The following is a 20,147-nucleotide window of genomic DNA, read 5'->3' on the forward strand; positions in this document are numbered from 1 at the left end:
CCTCGGTGCACCCGCCTCGCATGGACGCGTCGCGGGAGTCTGTGACACAGCAGCCGGTGGTTTCCCAACTCACCACCATCGGTGAGCAGGTCTCGCCGTCTGCGGCGACCTGTGGAAACTGCGGTGCGGCGTGGGCCTTGAGCAGGGGTGACGGGCTACCGCCGAGAGCTTCGGGGGTGCGCCGAACCGCAGGAAGATCGCATGCTTCGCGGCTGTGCTAGGTCTAGAGCGTAATCGCCTCGTCCGACCTGCGGCAACAGGGCCCCGCTCGGCGTGTCAAAGTCTACCCCGGATGACCCGGGCACCGCTGACATCTATCGGCAACTCCCACCGGCGCCAATCTGTTCCCGCCTGGAATCCCGCCGGGACCTCGGAGAGCGCCAGCACCGTCGGGCCCGCCCCACTGACCACAGCCGCCACATCCGTCGCACGCAGCGCGGCGACGAGCGCCGCCGTCGCGGGCATCCCCGGGGCCCGCTGGTCCTGGTGCAGCCGGTCGACGGTGGCCGGCAGCAGCAGCGCGGGATCAGCAGTCAGCGCGTGCACCAGCAGGGCCGCCCGGCCCGCGTTCGACGCCGCGTCGGCGTGCGGCACGGAGGCGGGCAGCGCCGCCCGGGCCACCGAGGTCAGGCCGCGCTCGGCGGGCACGAAGACGGTCGGGCGCACGGCCGGCGCCACCGGCAGCGAGACCGCCCGCGCGCCGCCCGGTTCCGTCCAGGCGATCGTGAAGCCGCCGAGCAGGCAGGGGGCGACGTTGTCCGGGTGCCCCTCCAGCTCGGCCGCCAGTCGCAGCGCGGCGTCGTCGTCCATCCGCCGGTCGCCGTCGGCCACCAGCGCGCGGGCCGCCAGCACCCCGGCCACGATCGCCGCCGACGACGAGCCGAGCCCTCGGGCCTGCGGGATGCGGTTGACGCACTCCAGCGCCAGGCCGGCCGGCTGCGCGCCGAGCGCGTCGAAGGTCGCCCGCATGGCGGTGACGATCAGGTGCCGCTCGTCCGGCGGCAGCTCGCCGGCGCCCTCCCCGGTGACCGACACCCGTACGCCGCCGCCTGTCACCTCGGCCGTGACGTCGTCGTGGCGGCCGAGGGCCAGCCCGAGCGCGTCGAAGCCGGGGCCCAGGTTGGCGCTGGTCGCGGGCACCCGGACCCGCACCGGGCCCGGGGTGAAAGTGGTCGGCACCGGCTCATGCTAGGACGTCACCCCGACAGCCCGGCCGGACCGCCCGGAGCGTGGGACCGGCGTGTCAGCCGGTGCGCTCCGGGGCCGGCGCGTCGACCGGGTCGGTGAGCGAGAGCCGCCGGGTGGCGAACCGCCAGCCGGCCGCGTACACGACGGTGACCAGGCCACAGCCCGCCAGCACGGTGCGCTCGTCCACCCGGTCCACCACGAGCGCCACCACCAGCTGGCTCACCGCGATGGCGAGCGTCGCCAGCATCATGTCGGTGGCGAAGACCCGGCCGCGCAGCCGGTCCGGCACCTCGCCCTGCAGCGCGTAGTTGGACAGCACCCAGTTGCTGCCGCCGCCGAGGTGGGCCAGGAACACCAGGATCAGCACCAGCGGGAACCAGGTCACCACCGAGGCGCCCAGGTAGGCCAGGCCGTACAACGACATGGACAGCGCCAGGCCGGTGAGCAGCCAGGCCCGGTTGCTCAGCACCCGGCGCATCATGATCGGGCCGACCAGGGCCCCGGCGCCGCGGGCGGCGAAGAGCAGCCCGGCGCCGACCGCCCCGACCCCGTACACCCCGGCGAGCAGCGGGAAGACGGTGAGCACGCCGTTGCCCAGGCCGACCGCCGACTTGACAGTGACCAGCGCCAGCACGCGCGGGCGGTGGGCGATGTAGCGCAGCGCCTCGCGGATCGCCGCCCAGGTGCGCGGCACCGTCGCCGCCGGGTCGCGCGGCGCCTGCAACGGCCGGCGGATCAGCGCGGCCAGGCCCGCGGCGGCGACCAGGCCGACGGCCGCCACCCAGAAGCTGGCGTACGGGCCGGCGACGGCGCTCAGGATGCCGCCGAGCGAGGCCCCGACCACAGTCATAGTGCCCCACGCCGAGCCGGCCACCGCGTTGCCCGCGGCCAGGTCCTCCGGGTCGACCACGTTCGGCAGCGCGGCCTGGGCGGCGGGCGAGTAGAACGCCTTCGCCACCGCCACCAGCGCGATCGCCGCCAGCGCCAGCCAGGCCGTGCCGGCGCTGCGCACGCCGAGCAGCAGCAGCACGCCGGCCAGCGCGCCCACGTTCGCCACCATCATCACCCTGCGGCGGTCGAACCGGTCGGCGATCGTCCCGGCGTACGGGAGCAGCAACGCGGTCGTGCCGGTGTCCACCGCCAGCACCAGCGCGCCCCAGACACCGCTGCCGGTCAGGTCGGGCAGCAGCACCAGCAACGGCACCATGACGAACCAGTCCGCGCCGAAGACCACCAGCTCGGCGAGGAACAGATGGCGGAAGTCGCGGTTGCGGACGAGGACCGAGAGGGTGGGTGGCACGCGGGCACCCTACCGGGCCGCCCCGGGCGCGGCGGCGCGGCGCAGCAGGTCGGAGACCGTGACGAAGGTGTATCCCCGGGCCCGCAGACCGGCGATCATGTCGGGCAGGCCGCGGAGCGCGACGAGCCGGCCGTCGTTGCCGACGTCGTGGCCGAGCACTATCGTGCCGGGGCGCACGTCGGCGACTATGCGCCGGGCGTGCCCGGCCGGGTCGTGCGGGAACTCGCTCTCGACCATCTGGAGCGTCCAGAGCACCAGGCGGTAGCCCAGCCGGGCCGACGCGTACAGCACCGACCCGCCGAGGTGCCCCCAGGGCGGGCGGAGCAGCCGGGGCGCCGAGCCGGTGGCCGCCGTGATCGCGTCGTGGCTGCGGCGCAGGTCGTCGTAGACCGTCGCGGCGTCCATCCGGGCCAGGTCGCGGTGCGCCCAGCTGTGGTTGCCGACCTCGTGGGCGTCCATCCGGCCGCGGACCAGCGCGGCGTGCTCGCGGGCCCGCTCGCCGACCAGGAAGAAGGTGGCCGGCACCCGGTGTTCGGCGAGCGTGTCGAGCACCATCGGGGTCCACTGCGGGCGGGGACCGTCGTCGAAGGTGAGCGCCACCAGGGGCTCTTCGGTGCGTACGCCCCAGACGACCTGCACCCCGCCGGTGCCGACCTCCTGATGGCGGTTGCCGAGCGTGGCGCTCGCCGGCCCGCCCGCGATCGGGAGCCTCCGGTCGGCCACCCAGGTGCTCTCGGCGGTCGCGAACGAGCCGACCACGGCCCCGCCGAGCAGCAGCGCGGAGCGGCGCAGCACGGCACGCCGATCCCACCTGCCCGCACCCCCCGCCATCGAACCCCCGAACCGAAGTAGGCAGCAGCTCGCTGAGCGTACCGTCCGACGCGGTTCCGCCGTGCCCCGCGCGCCGAGGTGCCGGGAGGGGCCCGCGCGGGACCCCTCCCGGTCGGTCACTCGGTCGGCGGCAGCGGCGACTGGCGGCTCTTGGGCAGGCGGAGCACCTCGAACTGGTCGGTGCCGTCGACCAGCGCGCCCGACGGGCGGGCCGGCGGCGGCGCCACCACGCCCCGCTCCTCGGCGCGCGCCCCGCCGCCGACCGCAACCGGCACCGGGCCCGGCTCCGGCTCGACCGGCTCGGGAGCGCCACCCCGCCGCCGGTTCCGGAACGAGCCCTTGGTGTGCTCGACCATCGTGTAGAGCGTCGGCACCAGCACCAGCGTCAGCAGCGTCGAGCTGAGCAGGCCGCCGATCACCACGATCGCCAGCGGCTTGGAGATGAAGCCGCCCTCGCCGGTCAGGCCGAGCGCCATCGGCAGCAACGCGAAGATGGTGGCGACGGCGGTCATCAGGATCGGCCGCAGCCGTCGCCGGCCGCCCTCCACCACGGCCTCGGTCACGTCCATGCCCTGGGCCCGGTACTGGTTGATCAGGTCGAGCAGCACGATCGCGTTCGTCACCACGATGCCGACGAGCATGAGCACGCCGATCAGCGCCGGCACGCCCAGCGGCGTACCGGTGACCAGCAGCAGCCCGATCGCGCCGGTCGCGGCGAACGGCACCGAGATCAGCAGGATCAGCGCCTGGGTCAGGCTGCGGAACGTGGCCACCATGATCAGGAAGACGATCGCGATGGCCGCCAGCACCGCGAGACCGAGGTCCGCGAACGCGTCCGCCTGGTCGGCACTGACGCCACCGATCACGTACGTGGCACCCGGCACGTCCAACGCGTCCAGCCGCTTCTGCAGCTCCTGCGTGGTGGCGCCGAGGTTCGAGCCGGTCGCCGTACCGGTGACCGAGACGCTGCGCTCCCCGTCGATCCGGGTCACCTGCTGCGGGCCGTCCACCTGCTCGACGTCCGCGATCGCGTCCAGCGGCACCGCGCCGACCCGCAGCGCCCGCAGCTCGTCGACGGTCAGCGGCGGCCGGGCGCCGCTGCTCAGCACCACGCTCTGCGCCGTACCGTCGAGCGTCACCTGCCCGAGCGGCGCTCCCCGGTACGTCTGCGCGACGAGCTGCCCGACGGCCGCTTCGGTGAGACCCGCGCGGGCCGCGGCCACCCGGTCCACTGTCACCTCGACGCGCGGCACCTGGGTGGCCAGGCTGCTGGTGACGTCCTCCACGCCCGGCGTGCCGGCCATCGCGCCCCGTACCGCCTCGGCCGCCCGGGTCAGCGTCTCCCGGTCGGCGGCCTGCACGACCACCTCGACCTGGTTGGCGGAGGTGTTCTGCCCGCCGCCGAACGTCAACTCGCCGGCCTCCGGGCCGAGCGCGTCGAACTCCTTGCGCAGGCCCCGCCGTACCGTCGCGGCGTCGGTGTCGTCGGAGAGCGACAGCGACCAGGTGGCCCGGTCGCTGCCGCCGCCGGCGAACGGGTTGTCCCCACCACCGGCGCTGACCTGGTAGGTCTCCACCCCGGGGGTACGCCGCAGCACCTCCTCGACCCGCGCGGCGGCCCGGTCGGTGCCGGCGAGCGAGGTGCCGGCCGGCATCTCCTGCCGGATGGCGAGCGTGTCCTGGCCGGAGTCGTCCAGGAAGTTGGTCTCCAGCTTCTGCGCCAGGCCGAACGTGCCCAGGAGCACCAGCAGGCCCAGGCCGACCGTGGCCCAGCGGGTCTTCCGCGAGCGGGTGGCGAAGCCGATCACCGGCAGGTACGCCCGCTGCAACGGGTTGCGCAGCTCCTTCTCCTCGGCGGCGCGCCGGGCGGCGGCGTCGTCCGCGCCGCCGCGCGGCCGCAGGAACCAGTACGCCAGCACCGGGATGACGGTCAGCGACACCAGCAGCGAGGCGAGCAGCGCCACCGTCACGGTGATCGCGAACGGGGCGAACAGCTGCCCGACGAAGCCGCCCACCAGGGCGATCGGCGCGAACACGGCGACAGTGGTGAGCGTGGACGCGGTCACCGCGCCGGCCACCTCGCGTACCGCGGTGAGGATCGCGTCCCGCTTCGGTTCGCCGTACTCCAGATGGCGTTTGATGTTCTCCAGCACCACGATGGAGTCGTCCACCACCCGCCCGACGGCGATGGTCAACGCACCGAGGGTGAGCAGGTTCAGCGAGTAGTCGCCGGACCAGAGCACGATCAGCGCGACCAGCACCGACAGCGGGATGGACACCGCGGTGACCACCGTGGAACGCACCGACAGCAGGAACACCAGGATCACCACGACCGCCATGACCAGGCCCAGCAGGCCCTCGGTGGTCAGGCTCTCGATCGACCGCTCGACGAACGGCGCCTGGTCGAAGACCACTGCCAGCTCGGCGCCGGAGGCGGCCGACAGCTCGTCCAGCCGGTCCCGGATGTCGTGCGAGATGTCCACCGCGTTGCCGTCCGGCGCGGCGGTCACCGCGATGCCGAGGCTGGGCTTGCCGTTGGTCCGGGTCAAGGAGGTGGCGGGGGCGAGCTGCTGCTCCACGGCGGCCACGTCGCCGAGGCGTACCGGGGTGGCGGGAGCCGTGGTCAGCACGATGCCGCGCAGGTCGTCGATGGTTCGGATCGGCGTGCCCACCTGCACCGGCAGCGACCGGTCGCCGTCGGCGAGCGCACCGGCCGGCACGGCCACGCCGTTGCTCTTGAGCGCCGAGGCGATGGCGGCCGGCGCCACCTTGGCGGCGGCCAGCTTCGCCGGGTTCGGCGTGATCGTCACGACCTGGTTGCGGGCGCCGGTGACGTCCACCGACCGGACGCCGTCCAGCGCCTCCAGCTCCGGTACGACGGCGCTGCGCAGCTTCTCCGCCAGCGCCCGCTCGTCGCCGTCGCCGGTCGCGGCGACCACCACTGCGGGCAGGTCGTCGGTGCTACCGGCGATCACCTGCGGGTCGACACCCTCGGGGAGCTGGGAGTCGATCCGGTTGAGCGCGGTCTCCATCTTGTTGACCACGTCGTCCAGGTCGGTGCCGAACTCGTACTGCACCTGGACCGTGGCCGCGCCCTCGCGCGAGGTCGAGGTGACCTTGTCGAGGCCCGAGATGCCCTGGAGGCTGTTCTCGATCGGCTCGGTGACCTGGGATTCCACGATCTCCGGCGCGGCGCCCGGGTACGTCGCCACGATGAACGCGGCGGGGAACTCCAGCGACGGCAGGAGCTGCTGCTTCAGCGACGGCACGGCGAACAGGCCGAAGGCCGTGGTCACCAACGCGACGAGGGCGATCAGTCCCCGGTTGGCGAGGCTGAATCTGGCGAGCAGCGACATCGGCGTTACTCACTCCTGGAGAGGTGTCCGGCAGGGGGGTGTCTGAGTCTGCCGCACGCCCCGACACTCCCGGCATCCGCCCCAGCCGACGACACCGCCGTGCTGTGGGGTCGCCCGCGCCCGCCTTGATCGACACCAGCTCGCCGAGGTGGCGGCATTCCGCCCACCCCGATCCCGCCACCACCCCGAACTGGAGCGGACCAAGACCGGGAATGCCACCACCTCCCGAACTGAGGTCCGGCAGGGGAAGCGCGGAGGCCCGCGAGGTCCAGCCCAAGGCACCCCGGACGGAGGTGTGAATCGGGGCCTGGCAAGGCCCGGGAAGCCGCGGGGACGGAGCGATCAGACCAGGTCGAGGGAGCGGGCGGCGGCCAGCGCGTCGTTGGCGATGGTCATCGGCGCCGGCGCGGTGGAGATGGCCCACTCCGGGTCCTTCAGGCCGTGCCCGGTGACGGTGCAGACCACCCGCGACCCTGCCGGCACCCGCCCGGCCTCGGCCTGCTGGAGCAGACCGGCGACGCTTGCCGCGCTGCCCAGCTCGACGAAGACGCCCACCTCGCGGGCCAGCAGGCGGTACGCCGACAGGATCTCCCGGTCGGTGACCGCCGAGATCAGGCCGTCGGAGGCGTCCCGCGCGTCGACGGCCTTCGTCCAGCTCGCCGGGTTGCCGATCCGGATGGCGGTGGCGATCGTCGACGGCTCCGGCACCACCTGACCGGTGACGATGGGAGCGGCGCCGGCCGCCTGGAAGCCGTACATCCGGGGGGCCTTCGTGGCGTTGCCGTCGCGCAGGTCCTCGGAGTAGCCCATCCAGTACGCGGTGATGTTGCCGGCGTTGCCGACCGGCAGGCAGTGGATGTCGGGCGCGTCGCCGAGCGTCTCGACGATCTCGAAGGCGGCGGTCTTCTGGCCGTGCAGCCGGTCGATGTTGACGGAGTTGACCAGCGCGACCGGGTAGTCCTGGGCGAGCTTTCCGGCGAGCCCGAGGCAGTCGTCGAAGTTGCCCTGCACCTGGAGCAGCTTCGCGCCGTGCACGAGCGCCTGGGCCAGCTTGCCCAGCGCGATCTTGCCCTGCGGCACCAGCACCGCACAGGTGATCCCGGCGCGGGCCGCGTACGCGGCGGCGGAGGCGCTGGTGTTGCCGGTGGAGGCGCAGATGATCGCCTTGTCACCGGCCTCGACGGCCTTGGAGACCGCGACAGTCATGCCGCGGTCCTTGAACGAGCCCGTCGGGTTGGCGCCCTCGACCTTGAGCCACACGTCCGCGCCGACCCGGGCGGAGAGCACCGGCGCCGGCAGCAGCGGCGTGTCGCCCTCGTGCAGCGTGACGACGGGAGTCGCCCCGGTGACCGGCAGCCGATCCCGGTACGCCTCGATCAGTCCCCGCCACATGTCGTGCTCCTCGCCTCCGTCGCCCCGCTCCGGGGCCTGTCACCAGCGTGGACCAGCCTGCCCGCCCGGTCACCGGCACACCCTGCTCCAACCATCAGGCGGGACGCGCGGGTTACGCGCCACCCTCCACCCGCAGCACACTCGTCACCGAACGGACGATGTCGAGTCCGCGCAGTTCACGCACGGTGGCCGCGAGGGCGGCATCCGGCGCGACGTGGGTGACGATGACCAGTTCGGCGTCCCCGCCTGCCGGGCCCTGCCGGACGGTGGCGATGGACACCTCGTGCCGGGCGAAGACGCCCGCCACCCCGGCCAGCACGCCCGGCCGGTCGGCCACGTCGAGGCTGATGTGGTAGCGGGTGAGCGCCTCGCCCATCGGGCGCACCGGCAGGTCCGCGTACGCCGACTCGCTCGCCGCGTGCACCCCGGCGAGGCGGTTGCGGGCCACCGCCACCACGTCGCCGAGCACCGCGCTGGCGGTGGGCGCGCCACCGGCGCCCCGGCCGTAGAACATGAGCTGCCCGGCGGCGTCGGCCTCGACGAAGACCGCGTTGAACGCGTCGCCGACGCTCGCGAGCGGATGCGTCAGCGGGATCATCGCCGGGTGCACCCGGACGTTGACGGTCTCCCGGCCCTCCGCGTCGACGCCCCGGGCCGCGATGCAGAGCAGTTTGATCGTGCAGCCCATGGCCTTGGCGCTGGCCACGTCGGCGGCCGTCACCTCGGTGATGCCCTCGCGGTGCACGTCGGCGGCGGTCACCCGGGTGTGGAACGCCAGCGAGGCGAGGATGGCGGCCTTGGCGGCGGCGTCGAAGCCGTCCACGTCGGCCGTCGGGTCGGCCTCCGCGTACCCCAGCTCGGTGGCCTCCTCCAGCGCCTCGGCGAAGCCGGCGCCGGTGGCGTCCATGGCGGAGAGGATGAAGTTCGTGGTGCCGTTCACGATGCCGGTGACCCGGGTGATCCGGTCGCCGTGCAGCGACTCGCGCAGCGGGCGCAGCAGCGGGATGGCCCCGGCGACGCTCGCCTCGTAGTAGAGGTCGGCGCCACCCTCGGCGGCGGCGTCGTGCAGGGCCGCGCCGTCCTCGGCGAGCAGCGCCTTGTTGGCGGTGACCACGCTCTTGCCCGCGCGCAGCGCCTCGACCAGCCAGCCCCGGGCCGGCTCGATGCCGCCGACCACCTCGACCACCACGTCCACGTCGTCACGCTTGATCAGCCCGAGCGCGTCGGTGGTGAACAGCGCCGGGTCGACAGGCAGGTCGCCGCGGTCGCGGCCGATCCGGCGTACGGCGATCCCGGCGATCTCCAGCGGGGCGCCGATCCGGGCGGCGAGGTCTTCCGACTGCTCGTGCAGCAGCCGGACCACGTCGCTGCCGACAGTGCCGCAGCCGAGCAGCGCCAAGCGAACCGGTGAGGTCATCCCACATCCAATGCCAGCAGGTCGTCTTCGGTCTCCCGCCGGACGATCAGCCGCGACCGACCTTCGCGGACGGCGACGACCGGCGGCCGCGGGACATGGTTGTAGTTGCTCGCCATGCTCCGGCAGTAGGCCCCGGTGCCGGGCACCGCGACAAGATCTCCGGGCTGCACGTCAGCGGGCAGGAATTCATCCTTCACCACGATGTCCCCGGACTCACAATGCTTTCCCACCACGCGGGCGAGCATCGGCTGCGCGGTTGACGTGCGGTTCGCCAGCGTGGCCGAGTACGAGGCGTCGTAGAGCGCGGTACGGATGTTGTCGCTCATCCCCCCGTCCACGCTGACATAGGCACGACCGTCCGCCGCGTCACCGCCAGCGCCCAACGGCACTGACTTCACGGTCCCGGCCTGGTAGAGCGTGAACACCGCCGGGCCGACGATCGCGCGGCCCGGCTCGACGGACAGGTGCGGCACCGCCAGGTTCTCCGCCGCGCACTCCCCGTCCACGATCTTGCGCAGCCGCTTCGCCAGGTCGTGCGGCGACGCCGGGTCGTCCTGCGTGGTGTACGCGATGCCGAAGCCGCCGCCCAGGTCCAGCTCGGGCAGCTCCACGCCGCGGGCGTCGCGGATCTGCGACTGGAGGGCGAGCACCCGGCGGGCGGACACCTCGAAGCCGCTGGCGTCGAAGATCTGCGAGCCGATGTGCGAGTGCAGGCCGCGCAGCTCCAGCACGTCCTCGTCGAGGATCTTGAACGCGGCCGCCGCGGCGGCCCCGCCCGCCAGCGAGAAGCCGAACTTCTGGTCCTCGTGCGCGGTGGCGATGAACTCGTGGGTGTGCGCCTCCACGCCGACGGTGACCCGGACCAGCACCTTCGGGCGTACCCCGCGCTCGCGGGCCAGCTCGGAGAGCCGGTCGATCTCGGTGAACGAGTCGACGATGATCCGGCCCACCCCGGCGTCCACCGCCCGGGTCAGCTCCGCCACCGACTTGTTGTTGCCGTGGAAGCCGATCCGCGCAGGCTCCATCCCGGCCGACAACGCAGTGGCCAGCTCGCCGCCGGTGCAGACGTCGAGGAACATGCCCTCCTCGGCGATCATCCGGACCACGGCGCGGCACAGGAACGCCTTGCCGGCGTAGTAGACGTCCGCGTCCGGGAAGGCCGCCCGGAACTCGCGGCAGCGCTCGCGCAGGTCGTCCTCGTCCAGCACGTACGCCGGGGTGCCGTACTCCGCGGCCAGGTCGCGGACGTCCAGGCCCGCGACTGTGAGCGCGCCGCCGGGGCCGCGCGCCACGTTGCGCGGCCACAGTTGCGGCACCAGGGCGTTGACGTCGACCGGGGTACGCAGCCAGGCCGGCCCCCGGGTGCCGATCTCGCCGTGCAGTGCGCCTGCCTCATGAGCACGCATCTACTCGTCTCCGCTTCGTGACTGCGGGGCTCGCAAGCTCACTCCTCGCGCTCGCACGCTACATCCGCTCCGGCGCGGACACCCCGAGCAGGTGCAGGCCGTTGGCGATGACCACCCGGGTGGCGTCGTTGAGCCAGAGCCGCGCCCGGTGGGTGTCGGTGATCTCCTCGTCGCCCTGCGGGGCGATCCGGCAGTTGTCGTAGAACCGGTGGTACGCCTGCGCGACGCTCTCCTCCAGGTAGCGGGCCACCCGGTGCGGCTCGCGCAGCTCAGCGGCGGTGGCCACCACCGCGGGGAACTCGGCGAGCGCCTTGAGCAGCTCGTTCTCCTTGTCGTGGCCGAGCAGCTCCGGCTGGAACGCGGCGGCGTCACCCCGGGCCAGCCCGATCTCGGCCGCGTTGCGGGCCACCCCGGCGGTACGGGCCGCGACGTACTGCACGTAGTAGACCGGGTTGTCGTTCTTGGCCCGGGTCCACAGCTCCACGTCGATGTCGATGGGCGAGTCGGCCGAGTAGCGGGCCAGCGCGTACCGGGCGGCGTCCACACCGATGGCGTCGACCAGGTCCTCCAGCGTGACAACGGTGCCGGCCCGCTTGCTCATCCGCACCGGGGCGCCGTCGCGGACCAGGTTGACCAGCTGGCCGATGAGGATCTCCAGGTTGCGCGCCGGGTCGTCGCCGAAGCACGCGGACATCGCCTTCATCCGGCCGATGTAGCCGTGGTGGTCGGCGCCCAGCATGATCACGACCCGGTCGAAGCCGCGCTCCCGCTTGTTCAGGTAGTAGGCGCAGTCGGCGGCGAAGTACGTCCACTCGCCGTTGGACTTGCGCAGCACCCGGTCCTTGTCGTCGCCGAACTCGGTGGTGCGCAGCCAGGTCGCGCCCTCGGACTCGAAGACGTGCCCCTGCTCCCGCAGCCGGTCCAGCGCCGCGTCCAGCGCGCCCCCGTCGTGCAGGGCCTTCTCGTTGAAGTAGGTGTCGAACTCCACCCCGAAGTCGCGCAGCGAGGACTTGATCTCGGCGAACATCAACTGGACGCCCTCGTTCCGGAACACCTCCTGGGCGGCGTCCTCGGGGAGGTCGAGCACGTCCGGCCGCAGCCGGACCACCTCGGCGGCGATCTCCGCGATGTACGCGCCGCCGTAGCCGTCCTCCGGCGCGGGCTCGCCCGTCGCGGCGGCCAGCAACGAGCGGGCGAACCGGTCGATCTGCGACCCGGCGTCGTTGAAGTAGTACTCCGTGCCCACGTCGGCGCCGGTGGCGCGGAGCAGGCGGCTGAGCGCGTCGCCGACGGCCGCCCACCGGACCCCGCCGATGTGCACCGGGCCGGTCGGGTTCGCCGAGACGAACTCCAGGTTGATCCGCTGGCCGGCGAGCGTGTCGCTGCGCCCGTACGCCGGACCGGCCTCGACGACGACCTTGGCGAGCTGACCGGCGGCGGCCGCGTCCAGGCGGACGTTCAGGAAGCCGGGCCCGGCGATCTCCACCGACTTGATCCCCGGCGCCTTGGCCAGTTCGTCGGCCAGCGCTGTCGCCAGCTCCCGCGGGGGTACGCCCACCTTCTTGCTGAGCTGGAGCGCCAGCGTCGAGGCGTAGTCACCGTGATCGGGATTACGGGGTCGCTCGACGGTGGTCTGCGCGGGCAGCGCGGCGCGGTCCAGCCCCCGCTCGTCGAAGACGGCGTGGGCTGCGGCGAGGACGATCTCGGCGAGTTCTGCGGGAGTCACCGAACCATGTTATCGGGGGTAGACTCGGGCACCGCGGAGGCGACCCAGCATGTGAACCGGCCCCGCGCTCCCCTGACCGACCGACCTGACGAGGCACGATGAGCATCAGCACCCCGGGCGGCCCGGAGCGCCGTCCCACCGTGGTCAGCACCGGCAAGAAGCCGGCCGCCGGCCGGCCCGCGGCTGCCGACAAGCCCGCCGCGAAGGCCGGCTCGGGCAAGGCCGGGGGCGGCAAGGGCACGCCACGGCAGGGCGCCGGGGGCAAGGGCCGCAAGCCGGTCACCCCGGTGAAGGTGAGCCAGGGCCGCTCCTGGGGCCCGATCGCCCTCTTCGTCGCGGTCGGCGTACTGGCCGTGGGCATCATCGGCGTCGGCGCCTGGGCGGTCTACCAGGGCGGCCAGCCGTGGCAGAAGCGGGCCGAGGCGATCGACGGCATCGTCGACTACCGCGCCAAGGACAAGGACCTGGTCAAGGGCGGCAACCACCAGCCCGGCACGATCAAGTACGACATCCTCCCGCCGGTCGGCGGCCCGCACAACCAGGCCTGGCAGAACTGCATGGGTGACGTCTACGACGCCCCGATCGCCAACGAGCACGCGGTGCACAGCCTGGAGCACGGCACGGTCTGGATCACCTACCGCCCGGACCTGCCCGCCGACCAGGTGGAGAAGCTCCGGAGCAAGGTCCAGGGCACGGAGAAGATGATGCTCAGCCCGTTCGAGGGGCTGGACAAGCCGATCTCACTCCAGGCGTGGGGCTACCAGCTCAAGGTCGACAACGCCGACGACGGCCGGATCGACGACTTCATCAAGACCCTGCGGGTGAACGCCTCGGTCGAGGGCCCGAACGCGCTCTGCGACCAGGGCGTCACCGCCACCGGCACCACCCCGCGCGACAACCTGCAGAACACCATGCCCCAGCAGCCCACCCAGTGAGGACGCCGCGATGACCGCTCCGGTGACCGCCGACAGCGAACTGGACGAGGCTCCGGCCGCCGACCGGGGCGGCCGGGGCGGCCGGGGCGCGGTGCGCCGTTACGGCCTGCTGGCCGTGGCCGCCGCCCTCGTGGTCGGGCTGCTCCTCGGGTACGCGGGCGGCCTGCTCACCCCGGCGCTCACCCGTCCGAGTGCGAACTCGGCCGAGGCCGGGTTCGCCCGGGACATGACCACCCACCACAACCAGGCCGTCGCCATGGGTCTGCTGGCGTTCAGTCAGGGCCAGGACCCGGAGGTACGCCAGGTCGGCGTGGACATCGCCACCGGCCAGCAGGGCGAGATCGGCACCATGCAGACCTGGCTGCGCTCCTGGAAGCTCGACCCGACGGGTGACCGGGCCCCGATGGCATGGATGCCGGACGGCGGTGGGCTGGTCAAGAACGGCCTGATGCCGGGCATGGCGACGCCGGAGGAGATGGCGAAGCTGCGCGCGGCGAGCGGCCGCGAGTTCGACGTGCTCTTCCTCCAGATGATGATCCGCCACCACATCGGCGGGGTGCACATGATCGACGGCATCCTCGACGAGGGGCACGACGACGACGTGCTGGCGGTCGCCCAGATCATGAAGAACACCCAGCAGAACGACCTGACCAACCTGAACGCCGCCCTGAAGCGCCTGGGCGGCACCCCGTAACACCCGCCGCCCCGCCCGACCCCGAGGCCCGGTCCCCTTCCCAGGGGCACCGGGCCTCACCGTCCCCGCACTCTCCCGTCCCCGCACTCCCTCACCCTGCCCCGCGCAACTCCGCCCCGCCGCGCCGCGCCCCGCCCCGCCCCGCCCCGCCGCGCCGCGCCGCGCCGCGCCGCGCCGACGATCTTGCCGTTACTGCCCTGGAAGTGCCGGATTCGCCCCGTTATCGAGGGGCCGCAAGTGCAAGATCGCGGGGACGGGGGCGCGGGGACGGGGGCGCGGGTCAAGCCACGGAGATCTTGGTACGGAGGGGCCCCCAGGAGGGCCGTTTCGTACCAAGATCTCGGCCGCGGGGGGCTCCATGCTGTCCGGAATGTTCTGTATGAGTGTTTGTAACGGTTTGGGGTTAACGGGTCATTGTGGGGGTTGGAGAGTTTTCTACCCACATATCGTGACCAGTTGCGATTCGGGCTCGTTGCCCAAGACGTGGGGGTTGCACTCAGAGACGCAGGGCGGTCGGTGACCAGCTGGTGCCGACGCCACACCATCGGCGGTGACGGAGCGGTGGCAGCCGTCCGTCGCGGACTGCGGCAGGGCGAGCCGGGAACGCTCAGCCGCGAACAGGAACTCGAACTCATCGACGTGCTCCGGGGGGTCCACCCCGACGAGTTCGGCCTCGACGAGGAACTCTGGACACGGCAGAGCCTGACCGCCCTCATCGAGCGCCGGTTCGGGCTGGCGATGGACGCCGGCACCGTCGGGGCGTACCTCCGGGCCTGGGGCCTGGGGCCGCGCGAGCCGCGCGAGCGGGCCTGCGGCCTGTGCGTCGGCGCGGTCGAGCGCTGGGTGCGCAGCGAGTACCCGGCGATCACGCGAGCGGCCCAGGAGCACGCCGCGGAGGTCTACTGGATCGGCCGGGTACGCCTGCGCGGCACCATGCCGGCCGCCGACGTGGTCTCGGCGGTCTCCTCGCGGGGACGGGTGCGGTTCATGGTCACGACGCCGTCGGTGGACCCGCCACTGCCCCGGGACTTCGTGCTGCGGCTCAGCGGCGCCGAGGAGCGCACGGTGCACCTGATCGTGGACGGCTCGTGGCCCCGCAACGAGTGGCCCCGCCGGCTGCCCCGCCGGGTCGTGCTGCACCCGCTGCCTAGCTGCGGTCGCGCCGTCGCCGCGGCCTGATCCGACGAAGATCGACTCGTGGGGGTACCGATTCGGTGATCCGGGAGGGGGTTTGCTACTCTTCTCGGGTCGCTGAGCCCCCGTAGCTCAGGGGATAGAGCACCGCCCTCCGGAGGCGGGGGCGCAGGTTCGAATCCTGCCGGGGGCACACTCCACAGAACCGCCGCGCATCGAGCGGCGACAGATCTTCACGAGCCCGACAGCCGCCCCGGCTGCCGGGCTCGTTCCGTTCACGGGCAATCCCTCGGCAGGCCGGGCGCTCCGGCTCCCTTGACCACCGACTCACTGCTTTACTACGTTACTAGTAAAGCAGTGAGGAGCACCGTGTTCGTCTTCCGGCTCGACACCCACTCCGGCGTGCCGCCGTACCTGCAACTCGTCCAGCAGGTGCGCCAGGCGGTGCTGCTGGGCTTCCTCGAACCCGGTGACCGCCTCCCGCTCATCCGCGAGGTGGTCGAGGACCTGGCGATCAACCCGAACACCGTCGCCAAGGCGTACCGGCAGATGGAGCAGGAGAACCTGGTCACCGGCCGGCCCGGCCAGGGCACGTTCGTCAACGAACAGCAGTCGGCCGCGATGTCGGCGTCGACGTACACGTCGCTGCGCCGCGGCCTGGAGACTTGGCTGCGCCGCGCCTACACGGCCGGCCTCGACGAACAGGCGGTCGACGCGCTCTTCACCTCCGTCCACCAGCAGACGAGGAACGAGGACGTGGCGTGACAGCGAACGGGTTCGCGCTGCGCACCGACGGGGTGGGCAAGCGGTACCGGAAGGGCTGGGCGCTGCGTGACTGCACCCTGGCCCTGCCGGCGGGCGGCGTGATCGCCCTGGTCGGGCCGAACGGCGCGGGCAAGACCACGCTGCTGCGCCTGGTCGTCGGGCTGCTGGCACCGAGCACCGGCACGGTGGAGGTCCTCGGCCAGGACGTCACGGCCAGCACCCCGCAGACGCTGTCCCGGGTCGGGTTCCTGGCCCAGGACCACCCGCTGTACAAGCGCTTCACAGTCGCCGAGATGCTCCGCTTCGGCCGGGCCTGCAACCTGCGGTTCGACCAGGGGCTGGCCGAGCGCCGGCTGGCGAGGCTGGGCATCCCGCTCGATCGCAGGGCCGGCACGCTCTCCGGCGGTCAGCAGGCCCAGGTCGCGTTGGCGCTGGCCCTGGCGAAGCGGCCGGACCTGCTCGTCCTCGACGAGCCGGTGGCCAGCCTCGACCCGCTGGCCCGGCACGAGTTCCTGCAGGTCCTCATGGGCGCGGTGGCCGAGGGCGGGGTGACCGTCCTGTTCTCCTCCCACGTCGTGCACGAGCTGGAGCGCGTCTGCGACCACCTGGTCGTGCTCAACCAGGGCCGGGTCACGCTCACCGGTGACATCGACACCCTCCTCGCCGAGCACCGGCTGCTCGTCGGCCCGCGCACGGCCAACGACCTCGACCGGGCCGGCGCCGTCGTGGAGGCCGTCCACAGCGACAGGCACACGACCCTGCTCGTACGCGACGGCGGGCTCCCGGCCGCGCCCGGATGGCAGGCCCAGCCGGTCGCGCTTGGGGACCTGGTGCTGGCGTACCTGCGCCGGGCCTCCGAGCCGGACGCCGCTGTCACGTCGGGGGTGGCGGCGTGACCTGGCTGATCTGGCGCCAGCACCGGACCGAGGTCTGCGTCCTGGGTCTGTTCGTCGGCGTGTTCGGCGTCGCCCTGCTCGTGCTCGGGACGCAGGCCCACGACCTGTTCCCCGGCGGTCCCGCCCGGTGCGCGGGACAGGCCGGCGTCGACGGGGCCTGCGCGGCCGCCTTCCGCCGGCTCGACGAGGAGTACGGGTACGTCGAGAACCTCCTGGCGGCCTTCTACCTGGTCCCCGTGGTAGTCGGCGCGTTCCTCGGCGCGCCGCTGCTGGCGCGCGAGCTGGAGGACGGCACCTGGCAGCTCGCCTGGACGCAGGCCGTGCCGCGGATGCGCTGGCTGGCGGCCAAGCTCGCGGCACTGGCCGGCGTCACCGTCGCGCTCACCGGGGTGTTCACCGCGGTGCTCACCTGGTTCCGTCAGCCGTTCGACGCGTGGGAGGGGCGGTTCCAGTACGACGCATTCGACCTGGAGGGACTTGTTCCGGTGGCGTACGCGCTGTTCGCGTTCGGCGTCGCCACCGCCGCGGGGGCGATCCTGCGGCGCAGCCTGCCCGCGTTCGGCGTCGCGTTCGGGGCGTTCCTCGCCGCCCGGATGTCGGTGGGGCTGTTGGCCCGTCCCGCGTACGCCACGCCGCTCACCACCATGGAGCCGGTCCCCGCCGGCGGCTCGCCGGACCGGGCGGGGCACCGGACCGTGCCCGGCGTCGCCGACTGGGTGATCGAACGCGGCTACGCGGACGCCACCGGGCGCCGGCTGAGCGGGGCCGAGTACTACGAGCTGAAGGACGCCGCCGACCGGGCCGGCACCAACCTCAACCAGTTCCTGCACGCGCGGGGCATCCAGCAGTTCGGGGTCTACCACCCGGCCGACCGGTTCTGGACGTTCCAGCTCGTCGAGGCGGCCCTGTTCGTCATCGTCGCGGCGATCCTGGTCGGTGTGGTGGTGTGGCGGGTCCGGCGCCGCGTGATCTAGCGGCCCGCACCAGCGGTCCGGAGCCACCCTCACCTTTGTCCCCGATTCGCGGATGGGCAGGTCACGAGCTGGCTAACCTCGCGGTGAACGGGTAGAACCCCAGCACCTGCGAAGGCGAGCCAGTTGCCCGAGACGCCGTTGACCAACCGCCCCAAGATGCACACCGGCGTACCCTCGTCGCTCACCACCGCGCAGCGGTGGGTCCTGCGCGGTGTCGCCGTCGCGGACGCCCCCTGCGGCCTGTGGTTCCTCGAAGCGGTGGCCGAACGCACCGGGGGCACGCCGGACGAGCCGATCGACGCGACGGTGGAGGAGCTGATCGCACGCGGGTTCCTCGTCGACGCCGCGGCCGGGCTGCGGCTGGCCTCGATCGCGCTGCGCGACGACGTCCTGCGGGACACGCCGGCCTCGGTGCGCCAGGCGCTGCGCGAGACGGCCGCCGAGGTGCTCGCCGCCGCCGGGCGCCCGGCCCAGGCCGCCCGGCAGCTCCTGCGGGTCCTGCCGGCGGTGAGCCGGTCCGCCCGGGCGCTCGCCACGCGGCTGGCGGCCGACCCGGCGGTCGGACCCAGCCTCGCCGCGGACCTGCTGCTGGCCGCTCCGGCACCCGGCCCGGCCGACGAGCGCCTGGCCTGGCTGGTCGACGTCGCCGACAACCTCTACCTGGCCGGCCGGGTGGACGAGACGCTGCGCATGCTGCACCGGGAGGTCGCCGCCGACAGGTACGGGCCACGTCAGCGGGCGATGCTGCTCGGACGGCTCGGGGCCTACTACGCGACGCAGCGCCCCTCGCTGTCCCTGACGTACCTCGGGCGGGCGCTCGACCAGGAGCTGGACGCCGCCGGGCGGAGCTGGACGCTCACCATGCTGGCGTCGCAGGCGGCCCGGTTCGGGCATCCCGACGCCGCCGAGCTGGTGGTGGCGGCGGAGCGGGCGCACGAGCGCAGCCCCTCCCCCGGCGGCGGTATCCGGCTGGCGCTGGCGAACGCGTACCGGGCCACCGCCACCGGCGACCTGCCCCGCGCCGCGCGGATCCTGCGGGAGGTGGACGCGGGCGAACCGGCCGCCCGTACGCAGGCGATCTTCCTGCGCGTCGACCGGGTGGCGAACCAGATCGCGCTCGGCCGGTACGTCGACGCGGCGACCGCGCTCGACGGCGTCGCCCGGGAGATCGACACGCTGGGCGCGGTGGCCCAGCCGCTGGTGACCGCGCTGGGCTGCGTCCTGCGGCTGACCACCGGCGAGCTGGCCGAGGCCGAGGCGCGGGCCCGCCTCGCGTTGGCCGAACGCGGTGGTGCCCTGCCGGCGCAGGCCCGGGTGGACCTGCTCGCCACGGTCGTGGAGGTGCTGCTGCGCCGGGGTGAGACGGCCGCGGCCCGGAAGCTGCTGGCGGACGAACGCCCCACTGTGGGCTGGCCCGACGACATGCAGTGGTTCCGGCTGGGGTGCGCCGCCGCGGGCGACCCGGAACCGGCCCGGCACGCCGCGCTCCTGGGGGCCGCGTTCACCATGCCGGACCGCTCGATGGCTCCCCTGCTGCTGGTGCCGCACCACGGCCCGCGGCTGGTCCGCGCGGCGCTGGCGCTGGGTGACCGGCAGCGGGCCGAGGCCCTCGCCGACCACCTGAAGCGGGCCGCCGGGATGGCGAACAACGCGCTCTGGCGCGGGGTGGCGCACCAGGTCGACGGGCTGCTGACCGGTGATCCGGCGGCGCTGCGCGCGGCGGTACGGCTGCTCCGCACCACCTCCGCCCGGCCGGCCCTGGCCGACGCGCTGCACGACCTGGCGCGGTCGCCCGGGCTGCCGCCGGCGGAGGCGCCCGGCCTGCTCGACGAGTGCGCCGCGATGTACACCCGGATGGGCGCCGCCGTCGCCGGGGACGGGACGCGGGAGCCCGACGGCACGGCCGGCGACGCCTGCCGCCCGGCCGTGGCCACGCTGACCCCCGCCGAGGTACGGGTGGCCGAACTGCTCGCGGTCGGCATGACGAAGCAGGAGGCGGCCCGGGACCTGTTCGTCTCGTTCCACACCGTCGACACCCACCTGCGCTCGATCTACGCGAAGCTCGGCGTCCACAACCGGGTGGAGCTGGCGCTGGTCTGGGAGTCGCGGGACGGCGCATGAGGAACGCGGAGC

At 73.4% G+C, this 20,147-nt stretch carries 15 protein-coding genes and 1 tRNA gene; 8 read left to right on the forward strand and 8 right to left on the reverse strand.

Going from position 1 to position 20,147, the window contains the following annotated elements; all coding sequences use genetic code 11:
* Positions 1 to 276 precede the first annotated feature (276 nt).
* The 8 genes from thrB to argS form a co-directional block, all read right to left on the reverse strand.
* Positions 277 to 1,179, reverse strand: coding sequence for a homoserine kinase (gene thrB / locus O7622_RS28150; RefSeq protein WP_282311101.1), 903 nt, complete (start codon positions 1,177 to 1,179; stop codon positions 277 to 279).
* Positions 1,180 to 1,243: 64 nt separating this feature from the next.
* Positions 1,244 to 2,488, reverse strand: a complete 1,245-nt coding sequence (locus tag O7622_RS28155; protein ID WP_282311102.1) for an MFS transporter — start codon at positions 2,486 to 2,488, stop codon at positions 1,244 to 1,246.
* Positions 2,489 to 2,497: 9 nt separating this feature from the next.
* On the reverse strand, positions 2,498 to 3,319 hold the full coding sequence (locus tag O7622_RS28160) for a polysaccharide deacetylase family protein (RefSeq protein WP_282311103.1): 822 nt from the start codon (positions 3,317 to 3,319) through the stop codon (positions 2,498 to 2,500).
* A 116-nt stretch (positions 3,320 to 3,435) separates the two neighbouring features.
* Entirely contained in the window at positions 3,436 to 6,675 is a 3,240-nt protein-coding gene (locus O7622_RS28165; protein WP_282311104.1) for an efflux RND transporter permease subunit, read from the reverse strand.
* A 342-nt stretch (positions 6,676 to 7,017) separates the two neighbouring features.
* Entirely contained in the window at positions 7,018 to 8,067 is a 1,050-nt protein-coding gene (gene thrC, locus O7622_RS28170) for a threonine synthase (RefSeq protein ID WP_282311105.1), read from the reverse strand.
* Positions 8,068 to 8,179: 112 nt separating this feature from the next.
* Positions 8,180 to 9,484, reverse strand: coding sequence for a homoserine dehydrogenase (locus O7622_RS28175; RefSeq protein ID WP_282311106.1), 1,305 nt, complete (start codon positions 9,482 to 9,484; stop codon positions 8,180 to 8,182).
* Positions 9,481 to 10,890 (reverse strand): diaminopimelate decarboxylase, encoded by a 1,410-nt coding sequence (lysA, locus tag O7622_RS28180; RefSeq protein WP_282311107.1) that lies wholly within the window; start codon positions 10,888 to 10,890, stop codon positions 9,481 to 9,483. Before lysA ends, O7622_RS28175 begins: the two co-directional genes overlap by 4 nt.
* Before the next feature lie 58 nt (positions 10,891 to 10,948).
* A complete protein-coding gene (argS, locus tag O7622_RS28185; protein ID WP_282311108.1) occupies positions 10,949 to 12,616 on the reverse strand; it encodes an arginine--tRNA ligase in 1,668 nt (555 codons plus the stop codon).
* Positions 12,617 to 12,714: 98 nt separating this feature from the next.
* Between argS and O7622_RS28190 the strand changes: the two genes are divergently transcribed.
* From O7622_RS28190 to O7622_RS28225, 8 genes are all read left to right on the forward strand, one after another.
* The gene (locus O7622_RS28190; RefSeq protein WP_282311109.1) at positions 12,715 to 13,551 is read left to right on the forward strand and encodes a DUF3105 domain-containing protein; all 837 of its coding nucleotides are present in this window, start codon (positions 12,715 to 12,717) and stop codon (positions 13,549 to 13,551) included.
* A gap of 10 nt (positions 13,552 to 13,561) precedes the next feature.
* Positions 13,562 to 14,245: a DUF305 domain-containing protein gene (locus tag O7622_RS28195; protein ID WP_282311110.1), complete on the forward strand. Its 684-nt coding sequence runs from the start codon at positions 13,562 to 13,564 to the stop codon at positions 14,243 to 14,245.
* 483 nt (positions 14,246 to 14,728) lie between these two features.
* Complete coding sequence (locus tag O7622_RS28200) at positions 14,729 to 15,424, forward strand: winged helix-turn-helix domain-containing protein (protein ID WP_026267749.1); 696 nt, start codon at positions 14,729 to 14,731, stop codon at positions 15,422 to 15,424.
* A 76-nt stretch (positions 15,425 to 15,500) separates the two neighbouring features.
* Positions 15,501 to 15,572: transfer RNA gene (locus tag O7622_RS28205), tRNA-Arg, on the forward strand.
* A gap of 176 nt (positions 15,573 to 15,748) precedes the next feature.
* The gene (locus tag O7622_RS28210) at positions 15,749 to 16,144 is read left to right on the forward strand and encodes a GntR family transcriptional regulator (RefSeq protein WP_282314253.1); all 396 of its coding nucleotides are present in this window, start codon (positions 15,749 to 15,751) and stop codon (positions 16,142 to 16,144) included.
* On the forward strand, positions 16,141 to 17,040 hold the full coding sequence (locus O7622_RS28215; RefSeq protein WP_282311111.1) for an ABC transporter ATP-binding protein: 900 nt from the start codon (positions 16,141 to 16,143) through the stop codon (positions 17,038 to 17,040). The genes O7622_RS28210 and O7622_RS28215 overlap by 4 nt, the downstream gene beginning before the upstream one ends.
* Positions 17,037 to 18,014: an ABC transporter permease subunit gene (locus tag O7622_RS28220; protein WP_282311112.1), complete on the forward strand. Its 978-nt coding sequence runs from the start codon at positions 17,037 to 17,039 to the stop codon at positions 18,012 to 18,014. The genes O7622_RS28215 and O7622_RS28220 overlap by 4 nt, the downstream gene beginning before the upstream one ends.
* Positions 18,015 to 18,137: 123 nt before the next feature.
* The gene (locus O7622_RS28225) at positions 18,138 to 20,135 is read left to right on the forward strand and encodes a LuxR family transcriptional regulator (RefSeq protein WP_282311113.1); all 1,998 of its coding nucleotides are present in this window, start codon (positions 18,138 to 18,140) and stop codon (positions 20,133 to 20,135) included.
* Positions 20,136 to 20,147: the final 12 nt, after the last annotated feature.

Origin of the sequence: Micromonospora sp. WMMD1076 (assembly GCF_029581475.1) — a bacterium.
Lineage (GTDB): Bacteria > Actinomycetota > Actinomycetes > Mycobacteriales > Micromonosporaceae > Micromonospora > Micromonospora aurantiaca.